Consider the following 16,368-nt stretch of genomic DNA (forward strand, 5'->3'; position numbering starts at 1 on the left):
ACAGAACCCCTTGTGCAGGTGGAACATCGTCGTCCCTTCGCTCGTCAGGCTTGCTGGAGTTGGAACCGCTGGTTGGTGGAGCCGGTCGGACTCCACTGCGACAGCCGGGCACCGTCCGCGGCCGACGCCTCCCAGACGTCCACGGCGAGCCCGCTCTGGCGGTTGACGAGGCCGATCACGCCACCGCCGTGGTCGACCACCTGCCACTGCTGGCTCGTCGCACCGGTGTCGGGCTGCTGGGTGATGTCCGCGCCGCTGCCGGAGCTCGCGACCTGGAGCACCAGGCCGCTGTGCCGGGCACGGACGCGGTAGTAGCCGCCGCCGGAGTCGAGGAAGTCGAACTGCTGGTTCAGCCCGCCGGTCGCGGACCACTGCTGCAGCAACGCACCTGCCACGGTGGACCCACCGCTGACATCGGCGTACTTCCCGCTGTGCCTTGCGACCAGGCGGTAGTTGACGCCAGGTCGCACCCCCGGACCCGCGGCCTGACCCGTCACGCGGTACGGACGTCCACGTTGGACTGAGAACGCGATGACGTCGGTTTCCGGTCTGGTGTGCTCGACGAGGGCGCCGCTCGTCGTGTCGCGCAGCTCGAAGGTGCCGGCGAAGACACGGTTGCGGATCCTCACCGTGCCGTCCCGGTCCGGCGTCACGGAGAGAGTGGTGGTGCCGTCGGCTCCCCAGGTCGCGCCGACGGTGTACCCGCCACGCCCGCGCAGCCCGGCGAAGTTTCCCGCAGACCAGGCCGGTGGCAGCGCGGGCAGCACGTGCAGCTCACCGTTGTGGCTGTGCAGCAGCATTTCCGCGATGCCGGAGGTGGCGCCGAAGTTGCCGTCGATCTGGAACGGCGGGTGCAGGTCGAACATGTTGGGCGCGAGCCGGTCGGTCGTCACCAGGGACCGGAGCAGGTCGTGCGCCCTGGCGCCCTCCTCCAGCCGCGCCCAGAAATTGATCTTCCAGGCGAGCGACCACCCGGTGCCCGCGTCACCCCGCAGTTCCAGGGTCCGCAGGGCCGCGGCGTGCAGCTGGGGAGTGCCGCGCTTGGTGATCTGGTTGCTCGGGTGCAGGCCGTAGAGGTGCGAGACGTGCCGATGGTCGCGCTCGGTCTCGGTCCAGTCGTACAGCCACTCCATCACGTTGCCCCGCGACCCGATCCTCGTCGGCGCCAGCCGCTGCCGCGCGGTGCGCACCTGGGAGCGGAAGTCGGCGTCGACGCCGAGCACCTCGGAGGCGCTCGCGCAGCCGTCGAACAGGTCGCGCAGGATCTGCATGTCCATCGTCGGCCCGGCGCAGACGCTGGCGTTCGTGTGGTGGTTGAGCTCCGGCGAGTTCGACGGGTTGGTGACGAGGGTGCCGAGGCTCGGCTCGGTGACGAGCGTGTCGAGGAAGAACTGCGCGCAGCCCTTCAACGCCGGGTAGTACGAGCGCAGGAACTCGAGGTCGCCGGTGAACAGGTAGTGCTCCCAGACCAGCGTCGAGAGCCACGCCCCGCCGGTCTGCCACATGCCCGCCGCGGCGAAGTCGACGACCGAGGAACCGCGCCACGCGTCGGTGTTGTGGTGGGTGACCCAGCCGCGCGCGTTGTACTGCAACTGCGCGGTGCGGGCCCCGGTGACGGTCAGGTCGTTGATCATGCGGAACACCGGCTGGAGGCACTCGCCGAGGTTGGTGGTGTCCGCGGGCCAGTAGTTCATCGGCAGGTTCGCGTTGATGGTGTACTTCGAGTCCCACGACGGGGCCATCTGGTCGTTCCAGACGCCCTGCAGGTTCGCCGGTTGCGTGCCGGGGCGCGACGACGAGATCAGCAGGTAGCGGCCGTACTGGAAGAGCAGCACCGCGAACTGCGGGTCGCTCGTGCCCGCGTGCCGGGAGATCCGCACGTCGGTCGGCTGGTCGGCCGCCGCCGTCCGCCCGAGGTCGAGCGACACCCGCCCGAACAACGCCTGGTGGTCCGCGACGTGCCGGGCCCGCAGGGTGTCGAATCCGATGCCCTGCACCGCGTTCAGGCGGGCACGGGCGATGCCCTGGTAGTCCCCGTTGACGGTGCGGAAGTCCACGTAGCTGCTGCCGATGGAGATCAGCACCGTCACCGCGTTCGCACCCGTGACGCGCAACGTCCCGCCGGAGCTGCTGACGGTGCCGCCGTCGGCGACGGCCCTGGCGAGCGCGAGGAACCGGACGGTGCCCGCGATGCCGCGTTGCGTGCCGGAGATCCCGTCCAGCCCGATCGTCGTACCGTCCACTGTGGACGTGGTCGTGCGCTGCGGGGAGCCGAACGACGCGGTGAACGAGATCGAGCCGGGCGTCTGGGCCGTCAGGCGCATCACGATCACCTGGTCCGGCGCGCTGGCGAACACCTCGCGCTGGTGGCGCACGTTGTTCGCCGTGTAGGCGACCACCGTCGTCGCCGTGGTGAGGTCGAGCGACCGCTGGTAGGACGACGCGGTCGCGGAGGGGAACGTCAGGCGCAGGTCGCCGACCGGCTGGTAGGCCAGCTGCCCGGCGGGACTGCCGAGCATGGTCTGGTCGATCAGCGACTGCGCCTGCGTCCACTGGCCGCCGAAGACGAGCCGCCGGATCTCGGCGAGCGCCCCGGCACCGCGCGGGTTGGTGTAGTCGTGCGGCCCGCCCGCCCAGACCGTGTCCTCGTTGAGCTGAAGGCGTTCGGTGTCGGTGTTGCCGAACACCATCGCGCCGAGCCGCCCGTTGCCGATCGGAAGTGCGCGCAGCCAGTCGTTCCCGGCCGGTCCGCCGTACCAGAGCGAGAGGTCGCCTGGTGCGCGCACGTCCGCGGAGGCGGGGCTCGCGATCCACCCCGCCTGCGTCAGCGCGACACCCGCGCTGAGCTTCATGAGCTGCCGGCGGTTCAGTTCGGACATGCCGGTCCTCCAGTGGTGTGCGCGGTCAGGCCACGGCGCAACGCGCGCCGTTGAGCGTGAACCCGTCCGCCGGTGCGCTGTTTCCCGTGTGCGTGGCCTGGAAGCCGATCGACACCTGGGCCGAGGGCTGGATCTGCGCGTTGTAGTCCACGTTCTTCGCCGTCACCTGGCCGGTGGTGGGGGAGTAGGTGGCGCTCCAGCCACCCGTGATCGTCTGTCCGCCGGGCAGCGTGAACTGCAGCGTCCAGCCGTTCACCGGCGCCGAGGACGTGTTGGTGATGGTGATCGTCTCGGTCAGGCCGGTGTTCCAGGCGTTGACGGCGGCCTTGACCGTGCAGCCCTGAGATGGCGGCGGTGTGGTGGTGGTCGTGGTCGTCGTTGTGGTGGTTGTCGTCGTCGGTGGGCGGTCCAGGCCGAGGAAGGTGATGGCCCGCGCGACCATTCCCGCGGTCGGCACGTCGTGGCCGGTGCCCTGGGCGCTGATCCCCTCGACGACGGCCGGCGTGCCGGTGCCGTACCGGGTGCGGGTCCAGTTCGACTGGGGCTGGTCGGTGAACGTCGGAGTCCTGCTCACCCCGTGCAGGTTCGTCCACTGGTCGAGCGCCTCACCGAAGTTCGGGTACGCCAGCGTGGTGTCGGCGGTGCCGTGCCACAGCTGCATCCGGGGGTAGCGGCCGGTGTAGCCGGGATACATCGCCCTCGCCTGGTCGCCCCACTGCTGCGGGGTCTTGAGCAGGTTCCCGCCCGAGCACTGGCTGTTCCACATCGACCCGTCGGTCGTCGCGAAGCACCCCGCGGGGACACCGGCGAACGCCGCCCCGGCGCTGAACACGTCCGGGTACTGGGCGGCCAGCACGTTGGTCATCATCGCGCCGGACGAGATGCCGGACACGACGATGCGCTCCGGGTCCACGTTGTAGCGCTGGCGCGCGTACGACACCATCGACATGATCCCCGTGGAGTCGCTGCCTCCGTTGCGGCGCAACGCGTTCTGGGTCGACACGTCGAAGCAGTGCCCGTCCCGCGTCGCCTCCGGGTAGATGATCACGTACCCGTTGCGGTCCGCGGCGGAGACGTAGTCGCGCCCGCCGCCGTTGTGCACCGCGCCGGCGGAACCCGTGCAGTAGTGCACCATCACGAGCAGTGCCGGGCGTTCCGCGAGCCGGTCGGGCGCGTAGACGTACATGTTGAGGCCGGTCGGGTTCGTGCCGAAGTTCGTGACCCGCACCAGGGACGCGGCCTGGGCCGGCTGGGGCACCAGTGAGAGCGCGACCGCCGCGATCAGCACCAGCACGGCCGCGATGATGCCGGCGAGACCGAGTCCGTCGAGACCCGTCCGGCCGCTGGGGTTCGCGCTGCTCATGACGAGCTCCCTCCGCTGAATTGCCACCAGTTCATGTTGAGCAGATAACCGCTGCCGCCGGTGAACCTCAGGTAGAGGTCACGCGTGCCGGTCAGCCCGCTCACCGGACAGGTGACGGTGGTCCACGTCTGCCAGCCGCCGGTGTTCGGCACGGTGCAGGTGCCGGCGAGGGTGCCGGTGGGACTGCCGCTGCGCACCTCCACGGAGCTTCCCGCGACGGTGGACGCGACCCGTGCCGTGAACGTCGAGGCACCGTTGCCGAACGCGACGTTCTTCACCTTGATGTTGTCGCCGTTGTTGACGTAGCCGACGTTCATGCCGCCTTCGCTGGAGGCCTCGGTCTCGATGCCGTTGCCCCACGCGATGGTCTCGGCCTCTTGGCGCGCATAGGGGTTGAGGGTGTCCGCAGCCGGTGGGCCGGCCGTCGTCATGGTGAGGGACGGGATGGTGCCGTCGGCGTTGTAGGTGAACTTCTCGACGGCGACGGAGCGGGTGAAGCCGCCACCGCCGGGCAGGGCGCCGTTGTGGTAGAAGAAGTACGAGCCGCCCTTGAAGTCGATGATGCCGGGGTGGTTGGTGAAACTGCTGCCCTGCGTGGACATCACCGTGCCGCGGTAGGTCCACGGCCCCGTCGGGCCGGGTGAGGTGGAGTAGGCGATGAACTCCGAGCAGCACTTGGCCGCGTAGACGTTGTAGTACAGGCCGTTGCGCTTGTAGACCCAGGGGCCTTCCTCGTAGAGGGTGGGCCGGTTCGGGTCGCCGGTGCGGGTGCCGAAGCCCGCCGTGGTGAGCGCGATCCTGTTGATGCCGCCGGAGTAGGAGATCATGTCGGTGTTGAGGCGGACGTAGGAGAGGTTGGGGTTGCCCCAGTACAGGTACGCCTGGCCGCCGTCGTCGATCATGACCGTGGGGTCGATCTCGCCGTTCTCCACCAGGGGACGGCCGAGGGCGTCGCGGAACGGGCCGGTGGGGCTGTCCGCGACGGCGACTCCGATGGCCGGGCGTCCGGTGGCCTTCGTGACCACGGGGACGTACCAGTAGAACCTGCCGTTGCGTTCCACGGCCTGACCGGCCCACGCGTCCTGTTTCGCCCAGCTGAACGAGGCGAGGTTCAGGGGAGAACCGTGGTCGGTCCAGTTCACCATGTCGGCAGAGGACCAGACCCGCCACTCCTTCATGGTGAACCAGGTCGAGCCGTCCTCGTCGTGTCCGGTGTAGAGGTAGACCCGTCCGTTGTGGACCAGCGGCGCCGGGTCGGCGGTGTAGATGTGCTGCACGATCGGGTTGTCCGCTCTCACGGGCGAGACCACCGTCAGGATCGTGCCCACCACCAGGGCGATGCTCGCCCAGAGCCTTCGTGTCTTGACCATCATCTTCTTCCCAGGACAGGGCGCTCCGGCGGACGATCGCTCGTCCGCCGGAGCTTGCCGGTCGTGTGGTGCGGGAGTCAGCGCGCCGTGCAGGACGGGTTCAGGCCCGATCCGCTGCCACTGCCCTGGAAACCGAACTCGGTGGACCCGCCGGCGGGCACGTTGGCGTTGTAGTCCACGTTGGTCCAGTTGACGGTTCCGCTGTTGCCGCTGCGAGTCGCGCTCCACGCACCGGTGACGGTGCCGTTCGACACCGTGGTCGTGACGCTCCAGCCGCTCAGGGCGCTGGAACCCGCGGTGACCTTGATCGTGGCGACGAAGCCCTCGTTCCACTGGTTCAACGACACCGTCGCCGTGCAGCCGCCGGTACCCGGGTCGTTGCTGGTGGTGGTCGTGGTCGTGGTGGTGGTCGTCGTTGTCGTCGGGTCGGTGCCGCCACCCGCGTTGAGCGCGTTCAGCGTGGAGTTGTACGCGGCCTTCTTGTTGCCGCTGCCGTCGAACAGCAGCGGGGTGCCGGAGGCGCGCCACGAGTCGGTGTCGCGGATGCCCCACACGGTGATGCCGGTGCATCGCGAGACGGCGAGGCAGGCCCGCGTCACGCGGTCGTAGTTCGACGCCTGGGCGCTGCCGGAGCCCTCGATGTCCAGTTCCGTGATCTGCACGTCGACGCCGAGGTTGGCGAAGTTCTGCAGGGTGGTCTGGTAGTTGGAGGGAACCGGGCTCTGCGGGTTGAAGTGGGACTGGAAGCCGACGCAGTCGATCGGGACGCCGCGGGACTTGAAGTCCTGCACCATCCGGTAGACGCCCTGGGTCTTGGCGTGCGACCAGTCGTCGGTGTTGTAGTCGTTGTAGCAGAGCTTCGCGCCGGGGTCGGCGGCGCGCGCCGCGCGGAAGGCGGCCTCGATCCAGTCGTTGCCGGTGCGCTGGAGGTTGGAGTCGCGGCGTCCGCCGCTGCTGCCGTCGGCGTAGGCCTCGTTGACGACGTCCCAGGCGTAGATCTTGCCGCGGTAGTACGTCGCGACCTGCGTGACGTGGTTCAGCATCGCGTTGCGCAGCGCCGTGCCGGACATGTTCTGCATCCAGCCGGGTTGCTGGGAGTGCCATGCCAGTGCGTGTCCGCGGACGCGCTTGCCCTGGTTGCGGGCCTGGTTGAGGATCCGGTCGCCGTTGCCGTAGCTGAACTGGTTCTGGTTCGGCTCGGTCGCGTCCATCTTCATCTCGTTCTCGGCCGTCACCATGTCGAATTCACGGTTCAGGATCCCGACGTAGGTCGAGTCACCGAGTCTGCCCGCGGCGACAGCGGTGCCGAAGTAGCGGCCGCTCTGCTGCGCGGCCGCGCCGAGGGTGGTCGCCGCGTTCGCGGCGGGAGGTGCGATCAGGGTGGCGCCGATTATCGCTGTCGCGACCGTGGCAATGATCGGGACCAGGGCCACTGACTTCGATGTCAGTTTCATCGTTCACGCTTTCGCAGGAACACCCCGTCGCGGGGTGTGATGGGCAGGGTCGGCTCACGGGGTCCGGTGCGCCAGGGCCGGATCCCGTTGAGCGACAACGAGTGTCGCAGCTCGATGTTCGCGCTCACAAGAACGCGTTGTCGAATTCGACAGCAGGTTGACCTGATCGGCGTAGGAATGTAGGGGAGCGCTCCCAGTCTGTACTTCAGACCGTTTGAGCACATTCGTCGAACAAGTTTCGAAACCGCATTCTGCTAAAGTGAGCGCTAACAACTTTAGCGTTGACCGAACCGTGTTCCGCGGCTACATTGTCCGCAACTCGTATTCGCTTTCCGCGGTGCTGGTCCGATGCGGACCTGGTGCTCGACCACTCGGCGGTGACCTTCGCGCGCCGGTTGTGGGAGCGCTCTCATGCACCGCGATCTCTGATGCCCACCAGCGACGATGCTGTGAGGACCCTGAATGAGAGCAACCGATCAGGCTCGCGCCGGCGATTCCCCGCCGACCCGTGACGCCCCACCGGGTTCGTCTGATCCGCGAGTTTCAACCGGCACTGGGAGAGGAAGCACGATGGCACGGTGGAATCGGGGAACAGGCGCGTGCGTGCTCGCGGGCGCGGTCGTCACCGGGGTCACCGCCCTGGTGATCAGCGGCGGCACGACCGTCAGCGCGGCCGAGTCGGCGTTCTACGTCGACCCGTCGAGCTCGAGCGCCAAGTGGGTCGCCGCCAACCCGGGAGACTCGCGGGCCGCGGTCATCCGCGACCGCATCGCGTCGGTTCCGCAGGCGCGCTGGTACACCACGACCAACACCTCGACGGTGCGGTCGGAGATCAGCTCGTTCGTCGGCGCGGCGGCCTCCGCGGGCAAGATCCCGATCCTGGTGGTCTACAACATCCCCAACCGCGACTGCGGAGGAGCCAGCGGCGGCGGTGCCTCCTCCCACGCGGCCTACCGGGCGTGGGTGGACGAGGTGGCCGCGGGACTGGCCGGTCGTCCGGCGACGATCGTGCTCGAACCGGACGTGCTGCCGCTGATGACCAACTGCCAGAACGCGGACCAGCAGAACCAGACCAAGGCGTCCATGGCCTATGCCGGCAAGAAGCTCAAGTCCGGTTCCGGGCAGGCGAAGGTGTACTTCGACATCGGGCACTCGGCGTGGCTGAGCCCGTCGGAGGCCGCGAACCGCCTGCGCGGCGCGGACATCTCCAACAGCGCTGACGGGATCTCGACGAACGTGTCGAACTACCGCTCCAGCTCCGACGAGGTGAACTTCGCGAAGAACGTGCTCAACGCCGTCGGCGACGGCCGTCTCAAGGCCGTGGTCGACACGAGCCGCAACGGCAACGGTCCGGCCGGCAGCGAGTGGTGCGACCCGGCGGGACGCGCGATCGGCACGCCCAGCACGACGAACACGGGTGACTCGAAGATCGAGGCGTTCCTGTGGGTCAAGCTGCCGGGCGAGTCCGACGGCTGCATCGCGCCGGCAGGTCAGTTCGTGCCGCAGCGCGCCTACGAGCTCGCGATGGCGGCGGGCCCGATCACCACGACGACGACCACCACCACGACCACGACGACCACGACCGGAGGCAACCCCGGCGGTGGCTGCAAGGCGACCCATCGCGTCGTCAGCCAGTGGCAGGGCGGCTACACCGGCGAGATCGTGATCGAGAACCGCGGCCAGGCGATCAACGGCTGGACGTTCTCGTTCTCCGCTCCCGGCGTGTCCGTCACGCAGGGCTGGAACGGGACGTGGACCGACACGGGCGACGAGGTCCGCGTGGCGAACACGGCCTGGAACGGCTCGCTGGGCGCCGGCGCCCAGGTCAGCATCGGGTTCAACGCGAACTACAACGGTGGCACGCCACCGTTCTCGTCAGCGGTGCTGAACGGCGTCGCCTGCTCCTGAGGTGACGGTGGAACGGGGTCCCCGCACCGGCCGGTGCGGGGACCCCGCCGTGCCTCAGGCGCGCAGGCTCCACTGCTGGTTCGTCCCGCCGTGGCAGGCCCAGAGGTGGATCAGCGTGCCGTTCGCGGTGCCGTTGCCGCTGGCGTCGAGGCACAGCCCCGACTGCGCTCCGGTGATGGTGCCGTCGGCGTTGACGTTCCACTGCTGGTTCACGCCGCCGTGGCAGTCCCAGAGGATCGCCGCGGTGCCGTTGGCGGTTCCTCCACCGGAGGCGTCGAGACACTTGCCCTGCACGGTGAGCTGCCTGCTCGCGGTGTGGTTCCAGCGCTGGTTCGTGCCGCCGGTGCAGTCCCAGAGCCTCGCCTGGGTGTTGTTGCCGGTGCCGGCGACGTCGAGGCAACGGCCCGACTGGCCGCCGACGACCGTGACGTTCTCCCGGCCTCCGGTGCCGCCCGGCCCTGCGTTGGCGATCACCGCCTGGGCGCCGGACGGCCAGTTTCCGCCTGAGACCACGACGTTGCCGTTGACGACGTTGCCGCGGTCGCCGTTGGTCACGTTGGTGCTGTTGTTGGTCGACCAGTTCCCGGTGAGGGTCCAGTTGCCCATGTTCTCGCCGCCCCAGTAGTTGGCGGTGGCCCAGGTTCCGGTGGAGGAGAAGACGTTGCCGGTCGCGCGGTAGTACTTGGAGCCCTCGTCGAAGTAGAGCCCGAACCACCCGTTGGTGCGCAGGCAGTGGTTGCCGCTGATCTCCGCGTTCGGGTTCCAGCCGAGTGTGTAGATGCAGCCGCCGTCGGTCATCTGCTGCATGACGTCGTGGACGTAGTTGTTGACGAGCCGGTTGCCGGACGCAGTGGTGGGTGTCGAGTACCGCGGCTGGTAGTTGTACAGGCCGCGGTTGGCGTAGTGGTTGCTGCCGCCCGCGTCGTTGGCGCCCCAGCCGTACCCGAGGGACAGGCCGGAGTACGGCAGGTTGTAGATCTCGTTGTGGGACACGGTCGCTGTGGTGACGTAGGTGTTGAGCACCGACACGTTGCCGCGGTACTCGACGGCGAGGTCGTGGATGCGGTTGTGGCTGACCGTGATGTCCCTGTTGACCATCCGCTGGTCGCTCGGGTGGTGCGCGTCGGCGCGCACGCCGCCGACCACGACGCCGCCCGCCGAGTTGCGGGCGATCTCCGACCTGGTGACCGTGATGCCGGACGCGCCGAGTCCCACACCGCTGGCGTGCGCGTTGGCGTCGTTGCCGATGCCGATCGCGGTCTGGCCGAGGTTGACGAACTGCGAGTCGGTGAAGGTGATGCCGCTCGCCGCCGAGACCTGGACCGCCGCGGGCATCTGGGACCAGTGCGGCCGCACCGCCTCGAACTGCGCGCAGCCCTGCTGGCACGAGTTGATCCGGTCGGCGGGCCAGTTCTGGTTGCCCGCCATGTAGGCGCCGGTCTGCTGGTCGGCGAATCCCTGGTTGCTGCTGGGGCCGAGCCACGAGGTACCGGTGAAGGTGATGCCGCCGAACGTGATGTCGCGTGCGGGGGCGTCGTAGGTGCCGCCGACGTTGACCAGCGACTGCAGCACCGGCAGTTCCACGTTGACGTTGCTCATGTTCTGCCCGGCGAGCGGGATGTAGTAGAGCGCGCCCGCGCCGGGATCGACGTACCACTCGCCCTGCGCGTCGAGGAACTCGTAGGCGTTCGCCAGGTACAGCGGCCCCGCCCGGTGCGGCTTGCTGAGCGTGTCGTAGCCGAAGGTGTTGTTGTTCCACGCGGGTTGTTGCATCGTGAGGAAGTTCCCGGCGATGCTCTGCACCGGCGAGTAGCGGTCGGTGAACGAGTTGACGCTCTCCACCTCGACGCGGTTCTGGTTCGCCAGGTTGTTGAGGTAGCTCAGCGCGCTGTTCGAGAAGCGCATGCCGGTGTCGGTGAAGGTGAAGTCGGCGCGGTTCACCTGGGTCCTCGCGCGAGTGGCGATCGCACCGTTGACGTACAGCTGGCGGCTTTCGGTACCGGGGGTGACGCCGGCCCGCCAGATGTTCCTGCCTGCGTCGGCCAGCGACCACCCGGTGACCGCCCTGGCGCCGCTGATGACAGGACGCGCCGACGGGGCCGCCTGCCACCGGACGCGGTACCCGTTGCCGCCGGAGTCCGCCGCCGTGAGCCGGAACGGCGTGGTGAGCCGGTAGGTCCCGCCGGCCAGCTCCACCACGATGTCACCGGACATCGCGGTGTTGCGGGACCGCACCGCGGCCTGCGCACCGGTCAGCGAGCACGGCGCCGCGGCGGAGCAGGCCGTGCCGGTGCCCGAGGGGGAGGCGTACAGGGTCGTGGTGGCCGCGGAGGCAGGGGGAGCGAAGGCGAGGGCGGCGACCACCGCCGCCGAGGCGGCGAGTGCGATCCGCCCGCGCACAGCGGGGAACGAGGACGTGGACAAGTGACCTCCTGGTGGGTGTGGCGTGATCACCTCTCCCGCTGCGGCGGACGGGACAGCTCGTGTCCTGTGTGGACGTTCGCGTTCGTAGGGCCCGCCGGGGAACGCGCCGGCGGCGGGCGGAGGACTTCGCGGCGGCGGCACCGTGGAACGGGGCGTGCGGACGGGGTCCCCGCGGACGGGAGGACCGGGCGTCCAGGCCGGCTCAGAACAACGCGAACGTAACTCGTATGACGTGTGACGTCAATGGTCTTACGTATACTGTCGGGTCCTGGCAACTGGTTGCGGTGCAACGGAGGCGAGATGTCGGTGACACGTCCGGAGCAGGGCGCGGCCGCGATCCCCAGGTGGACGCGGAGACCGGCGAACCTGGCTGCCGCGGTCACCGCCGAGCTGGTGCAACGCGTGGTGCGCGGCACCTATGCGCCCGGAACCGCGCTCCCGCCGGAGCCCGTGCTGTGCGAGACGTTCTCGGTGAGCAGGACGGTGATCCGCGAGGCGGTGAAGGTCCTGCAGGAGAAGGGACTGGTGCGGGTCCGCCAGGGCGCGGGCACCGCGGTCACCCCGACGGCGCAGTGGAACATGCTCGACGAACTGGTGCTCGCCGCCGCGGTCGAGGAGGACGAGAGCCTCGCGATCCTCGACGACGTGGTGGTGACCCGCCGGTTGCTCGAGTCGGACATGGCGCGGGTCGCCGCGCGCACGGCGGGTCAGGACGTCCTGGACCGGTTGCGCGCGTTGGTGGACCGGATGGACGGGCTCGTAGGTGACACTGCCACCTACGAGGAGCACGACCGCCTGTTCCACGACACGATCATGCAGGCCTCGGGGAACCGCATCGCCCGTGGCGTGGTGCGTTCGCTGGAGAGACAGGTGCTCAACAGCGCCGACTACCACGGCCGCAGTGGCCGTGACATGTGCGCGGCCTCCAACCAGGGGCACCGCCGCATCTGCGACCGCATCACCGCCCGCGACGAGGCCGGTGCCGCGGAGGCCATGTTCACCCACATCACCGAGGCGTGGCTCGTGCGCCGCGCGGAGGCGGGGGACCCCGGCCGCCTGAAGCGGTAGGCCGCTCGCCGTACGGCCCCCTCCGCCAGGGCCGTTCGGCGGAAGGCGTGTGACCACAACCATTTCGTGGAACATCCGGCTGGAACGCGGCTGGGCCCGTACAGCACGGGAGGCGGATCTGCGGTGAGACGAACTCGCGTGACCCTGGCGGACGTCGCGGCGGCGAGCGGGGTGTCGGTGACGACGGCGTCGCTCGTGCTGACCGGACGTGCGCGTGAACTGCGCATCTCCGAGGACGCCGAGCGGAGGGTCCGTTCCACTGCCAGGGAGCTGGGCTACCGGCGCGGCGCGCTGGTGAGCGGGCACCGTCCTGGACCGTCGCGGACGATCGGGTTCGTGCTCGACACCGTCACCTCGTCCGGACTGGCGGGCGAGGTCGTGAAGGGCGCGGTGGAGGCCGCCTACCGGCACGGGTTCATGGTGTTCGCAGGCGAGACCGGCGGAGACGCGGGACTCGAGCGGTCGCTGGTCGAGGCGATGCGCGACCGGTGTGCGGACGGCATCGTCTACGCCACCACGCACACGAGGGCCGTCGTGGTGCCGGAAGGCCTGCATCACGGGCTCACCGTGCTGCTCAACGCCACCGCCGGTGCCCGTTCGGGCATTCCGTCGGTCGTGTCCGACGAGGTGCAGGGCGGTCGTTCGGCGGCACGCGTCCTCGTCGAGGCAGGACACCGCCACGGCGTCCACCTGATCGGCGCGGGACCGGGTCCCTACGACGTCCCGCCCCACAGCATCGCGGCCGTGCAGCGCCTGATCGGGATGCGCGAGGTGTTCGCGGCCGCAGGCGTCGAGGTGGCCGGCGCGCACCGCTGTCCCACCTGGACGCCGGAGGACGGGTACGACGCGACCAGGGACCTGCTGCGGCACCACCTGCCCAGGGCATTGGTGTGCTTCGACGACCGCCTGGCGTTCGGGGCCTACCAGGCGCTCGGGGAGGCCGGGCTCTCTGTGCCGGGCGATGTCTCCGTGCTGGGGTTCGGCGACCACCCCGTCGCCTCGTGGATGCGGCCCAGGCTGACCACCGTCGCCCTGTCCCACCACGAGCTCGGCGTGCAGGCGGTCGAGGTCCTGGTCGGGATGCTGGGACGGCACGGGCGTGACGTCCGGCCCTCGCTGATCCGCCGGGTGCCGATGCCGGTGCGCGAGGGCGGTTCGGTCGCGCCCCCACGCCGGTGAGCGGCGTTGTTCGCGTTAACAGCACGAAGGCGGCTGGTTGCGGGTTGAAGGCTCGGGTACGCGACTTTGCTAAAAGTTAGCGCTCACATTTAGCTTTGACCCGGCGTGACGGGGTCTTCTACATTGCTGGAAGCCGCCCCGCCGCTGACCGCTCGTCGAAAGGCTCATCATGCCGAGCCCGCTCAAAGCGCTGTGCGGTGCGTTGATCGCCACCCTGCTGGCCGCGTCGCCCGCCCTCGCCGAACAGTCCACTGTGGAACCTCCGGCCGTCTCCGCCGACCCGGTGCGGGTGATGCCCCTGGGCGACTCCATCACCCAGGGCGGCTCCATCGGCGGCTACCGCCTCGATCTGGGCACGAAGCTGCGTGCCGCCGGACGCGCCGTCGACTTCGTGGGCTCGCTCGCGGACGGGCCGGGCTCCATGCCCGACCGGAACCACGAGGGGCACCCCGGCTGGACCATCGCGCAGGTCGACGCGAACGTCGTGAACTGGCTGAGGACCTACACCCCGCGCACGATCCTCCTGCACATCGGCACCAACGACATGTACGGCAGCGACCCCGCCGGCGCGCCCCGCCGGCTCTCGGCGCTGGTGGACAAGATCACCGCCCAGTCGCCGAACGCCGAGGTGTTCGTCTCGACCATCATCCCGATCCGGTTCGCCGACGCCACCGTGCGCGGCTACAACGCCGCCATCGTCCCGTTGCTGCGGGCGAAGGCGGCGGCGGGCAAGCGGGTGCACGTCGTGGACATGTACCCGGCGGTGCCGATCTCCGACCTGCCCGACGGCATCCACCCGAACGCCGCCGGCTACAGCAAGATGGCGGCCGTCTGGTTCGCCGCGCTGTCCTCCGTTCCCGGCAGCGTCGGCGATCCTCCCTCACCCGGCGGCACCTGCACCGCCACCGCGAGCGTCACGGGCCACTGGAACGGCGGTTTCCAGGCCGAGGTCACCGTCGCGAACCCCACCGCGTCCGCCCTCTCCGGCTGGACCGTCGGGTTCACGCTTCCCAACGGGCACAGCGTGTCGCAGATCTGGGGTGGCGTCGCCAGCGGCTCGGTCACGGTCACCAACGCGCCCTACAACGGCTCGGTCAACCCCGGCGCCTCGACGACGTTCGGCTTCCTCGCGTCCGGTTCCGGTGCGCCGGCGGTCGGGACCGCCACCTGCGCCGGCGCGTGATCCCTGCTTCTCCGCTCCCTCCGACGACGAAGGGTGATCATGTTCTTCGCACGATCGTTCACATCCCGGCGGGCCAGGCTCGCGGTCTTCGCCGCCGTACCGCTGATCGCGGTGTCCGCGCTCGCCGCGGTGACGGTGCCTCCCGCCGCGGCCGCGCCGGGCTGTTCGGTGACCTACTCGGCACCGTCGCAATGGGACGGTGGGTTCACCGCGAACGTCAGCGTCACCAACCTCGGCGACGCGATCAACGGCTGGACGCTCACCTGGAGCTTCTCCGCCGGTCAGCAGGTGAAGCAGGCCTGGAACGCCGAGGCCACCCAGTCGGGCGCCCAGGTGACCGCGCGCAACGTGTCGTACAACGCGGCGATCCCCACCGGCGGCCGGGTCGAGTTCGGCTTCAACGGTTCCTCCACGGGAACCTCCAACCCGAACCCCACGGCGTTCACGCTTAACGGCACCCTGTGCACCGGTGACGTCGGCCCCACCACGACGACGACCACCACCACGACCACGACCACGACGGGCAACCCGCCGGTGGGCAGCCTGCCGTCGAGCTTCCGCTGGAACTCCAGTGGTGTGCTGATCAGCCCGAAGCCGGACGCCACGCACGCGAACGTGGCGGTCAAGGACCCGAGCGTCGTCTACCACAACGGCAAGTACCACGTCTTCGCGTCCACCTACACCGACGGCTACAACCTGATGTACACCAGTTTCAGCGACTGGTCCCAGGCGTCGGCCGCACCGCACTACTACCTCGACCGCTCCGGTGTCGGCACCGGATACCGGGCCGCGCCGCAGGTGTTCTACTTCGCGCCGCAACGCCTCTGGTACCTCGTCTACCAGACCGGGTCCAACGCGTCGTACTCCACGACCACGGACATCTCCAACCCCGCCTCGTGGTCCACGCCGAAGAACTTCTACGCCAACGGGATGCCTCAGATCATCCGCGACAACATCGGCAACGGCTACTGGGTCGACTTCTGGACGGTGTGCGACACCGCGAAGTGCTACCTGTTCTCCTCCGACGACAACGGCCACCTCTACCGGTCGGAGACCGGCCTCGCGCAGTTCCCCAACGGCTTCACCAACACGGTGATCGCCATGCAGGACAGCAACCGCAACCGGTTGTTCGAGGCGTCCAACGTCTACAAGATCGCCGGGAAGAACCAGTGGTTCCTCGTGCACGAGGCGATCGGCTCCGACGGCCGCCGCTGGTTCCGCTCCTGGACCGCGCCCTCCATCACCGGACCGTGGACCGCGCTGGCCGACAGCGAGTCGAACCCGTTCGCCCGCGCGAACAACGTGACGTTCCCGGGTGGACAGTGGACGCGCGACATCAGCCACGGCGAGATGGTGCGCACGAACGTCGACCAGACGATGGAGATCAGCCCCTGCAAGCTCAGCTACCTGTACCAGGGCATGGATCCCAACGCGGGCGGTGACTACAACCGGCTGCCCTGGCGGCTCGGCCTGCTGACCCAGACCAACTCGACCTGCTGAGTGCGGGACCGACGCCGCCGGGCACGCGCACCGGCGGCGT

At 69.3% G+C, this 16,368-nt stretch carries 10 protein-coding genes; 5 read left to right on the forward strand and 5 right to left on the reverse strand.

Annotated features, from left to right (window positions below; all coding sequences use genetic code 11):
- Positions 1-44: 44 nt before the first annotated feature.
- The 4 genes from ACSHWB_RS32150 to ACSHWB_RS32165 all read right to left on the reverse strand — a co-directional run bounded on the left by ACSHWB_RS32150 (position 45) and on the right by ACSHWB_RS32165 (position 7,066).
- Entirely contained in the window at positions 45-2,879 is a 2,835-nt protein-coding gene (locus ACSHWB_RS32150; protein WP_439657029.1) for a glycosyl hydrolase family 95 catalytic domain-containing protein, read from the reverse strand.
- 25 nt (positions 2,880-2,904) lie between these two features.
- Entirely contained in the window at positions 2,905-4,242 is a 1,338-nt protein-coding gene (locus ACSHWB_RS32155) for an extracellular catalytic domain type 1 short-chain-length polyhydroxyalkanoate depolymerase (RefSeq protein ID WP_439657030.1), read from the reverse strand.
- Positions 4,239-5,615 carry a glycoside hydrolase family 43 protein gene (locus ACSHWB_RS32160; protein ID WP_439657031.1) on the reverse strand — a complete coding sequence of 459 codons (1,377 nt, stop codon included), beginning with the start codon at positions 5,613-5,615 and terminating at the stop codon, positions 4,239-4,241. The genes ACSHWB_RS32155 and ACSHWB_RS32160 overlap by 4 nt, the downstream gene beginning before the upstream one ends.
- A gap of 74 nt (positions 5,616-5,689) precedes the next feature.
- Entirely contained in the window at positions 5,690-7,066 is a 1,377-nt protein-coding gene (locus ACSHWB_RS32165; RefSeq protein ID WP_439657032.1) for an endo-1,4-beta-xylanase, read from the reverse strand.
- Between the two features lie 570 nt (positions 7,067-7,636).
- Here ACSHWB_RS32165 and ACSHWB_RS32170 point away from each other — a divergent pair.
- Positions 7,637-8,974 (forward strand): glycoside hydrolase family 6 protein, encoded by a 1,338-nt coding sequence (locus tag ACSHWB_RS32170; RefSeq protein WP_439657033.1) that lies wholly within the window; start codon positions 7,637-7,639, stop codon positions 8,972-8,974.
- A gap of 54 nt (positions 8,975-9,028) precedes the next feature.
- Here the strand turns inward: ACSHWB_RS32170 and ACSHWB_RS32175 are convergent, their stop codons facing one another.
- Positions 9,029-11,398, reverse strand: a complete 2,370-nt coding sequence (locus tag ACSHWB_RS32175; protein ID WP_439657034.1) for an RICIN domain-containing protein — start codon at positions 11,396-11,398, stop codon at positions 9,029-9,031.
- Positions 11,399-11,698: 300 nt separating this feature from the next.
- Here ACSHWB_RS32175 and ACSHWB_RS32180 point away from each other — a divergent pair, with 300 nt between their 5' ends.
- The 4 genes from ACSHWB_RS32180 to ACSHWB_RS32195 all read left to right on the forward strand — a co-directional run bounded on the left by ACSHWB_RS32180 (position 11,699) and on the right by ACSHWB_RS32195 (position 16,328).
- On the forward strand, positions 11,699-12,466 hold the full coding sequence (locus ACSHWB_RS32180; protein ID WP_439657035.1) for a FadR/GntR family transcriptional regulator: 768 nt from the start codon (positions 11,699-11,701) through the stop codon (positions 12,464-12,466).
- 123 nt (positions 12,467-12,589) lie between these two features.
- On the forward strand, positions 12,590-13,645 hold the full coding sequence (locus tag ACSHWB_RS32185) for a LacI family DNA-binding transcriptional regulator (protein ID WP_439657036.1): 1,056 nt from the start codon (positions 12,590-12,592) through the stop codon (positions 13,643-13,645).
- A gap of 169 nt (positions 13,646-13,814) precedes the next feature.
- Positions 13,815-14,828, forward strand: a complete 1,014-nt coding sequence (locus ACSHWB_RS32190; RefSeq protein WP_439657037.1) for a GDSL-type esterase/lipase family protein — start codon at positions 13,815-13,817, stop codon at positions 14,826-14,828.
- A 39-nt stretch (positions 14,829-14,867) separates the two neighbouring features.
- Positions 14,868-16,328: a non-reducing end alpha-L-arabinofuranosidase family hydrolase gene (locus ACSHWB_RS32195; RefSeq protein ID WP_439657038.1), complete on the forward strand. Its 1,461-nt coding sequence runs from the start codon at positions 14,868-14,870 to the stop codon at positions 16,326-16,328.
- Positions 16,329-16,368: the final 40 nt, after the last annotated feature.

It is taken from the genome of Lentzea sp. HUAS TT2, assembly GCF_051853195.1.
Taxonomy (GTDB): Bacteria; Actinomycetota; Actinomycetes; order Mycobacteriales; family Pseudonocardiaceae; genus Lentzea.

Bases quoted from the DNA above. Each gene is read 5' to 3' on its own strand.
- ACSHWB_RS32155 (WP_439657030.1), bottom strand. From the start codon at position 4,242: ATGAGCAGCGCGAACCCCAGCGGCCGGACGGGTCTCGACGGACTCGGT.
- ACSHWB_RS32150 (WP_439657029.1), bottom strand. From the start codon at position 2,879: ATGTCCGAACTGAACCGCCGGCAGCTCATGAAGCTCAGCGCGGGTGTC.
- ACSHWB_RS32165 (WP_439657032.1), bottom strand. From the start codon at position 7,066: ATGAAACTGACATCGAAGTCAGTGGCCCTGGTCCCGATCATTGCCACG.
- ACSHWB_RS32160 (WP_439657031.1), bottom strand. From the start codon at position 5,615: ATGATGGTCAAGACACGAAGGCTCTGGGCGAGCATCGCCCTGGTGGTG.
- ACSHWB_RS32170 (WP_439657033.1), top strand. From the start codon at position 7,637: ATGGCACGGTGGAATCGGGGAACAGGCGCGTGCGTGCTCGCGGGCGCG.
- ACSHWB_RS32195 (WP_439657038.1), top strand. From the start codon at position 14,868: ATGTTCTTCGCACGATCGTTCACATCCCGGCGGGCCAGGCTCGCGGTC.
- ACSHWB_RS32190 (WP_439657037.1), top strand. From the start codon at position 13,815: ATGCCGAGCCCGCTCAAAGCGCTGTGCGGTGCGTTGATCGCCACCCTG.
- ACSHWB_RS32180 (WP_439657035.1), top strand. From the start codon at position 11,699: ATGTCGGTGACACGTCCGGAGCAGGGCGCGGCCGCGATCCCCAGGTGG.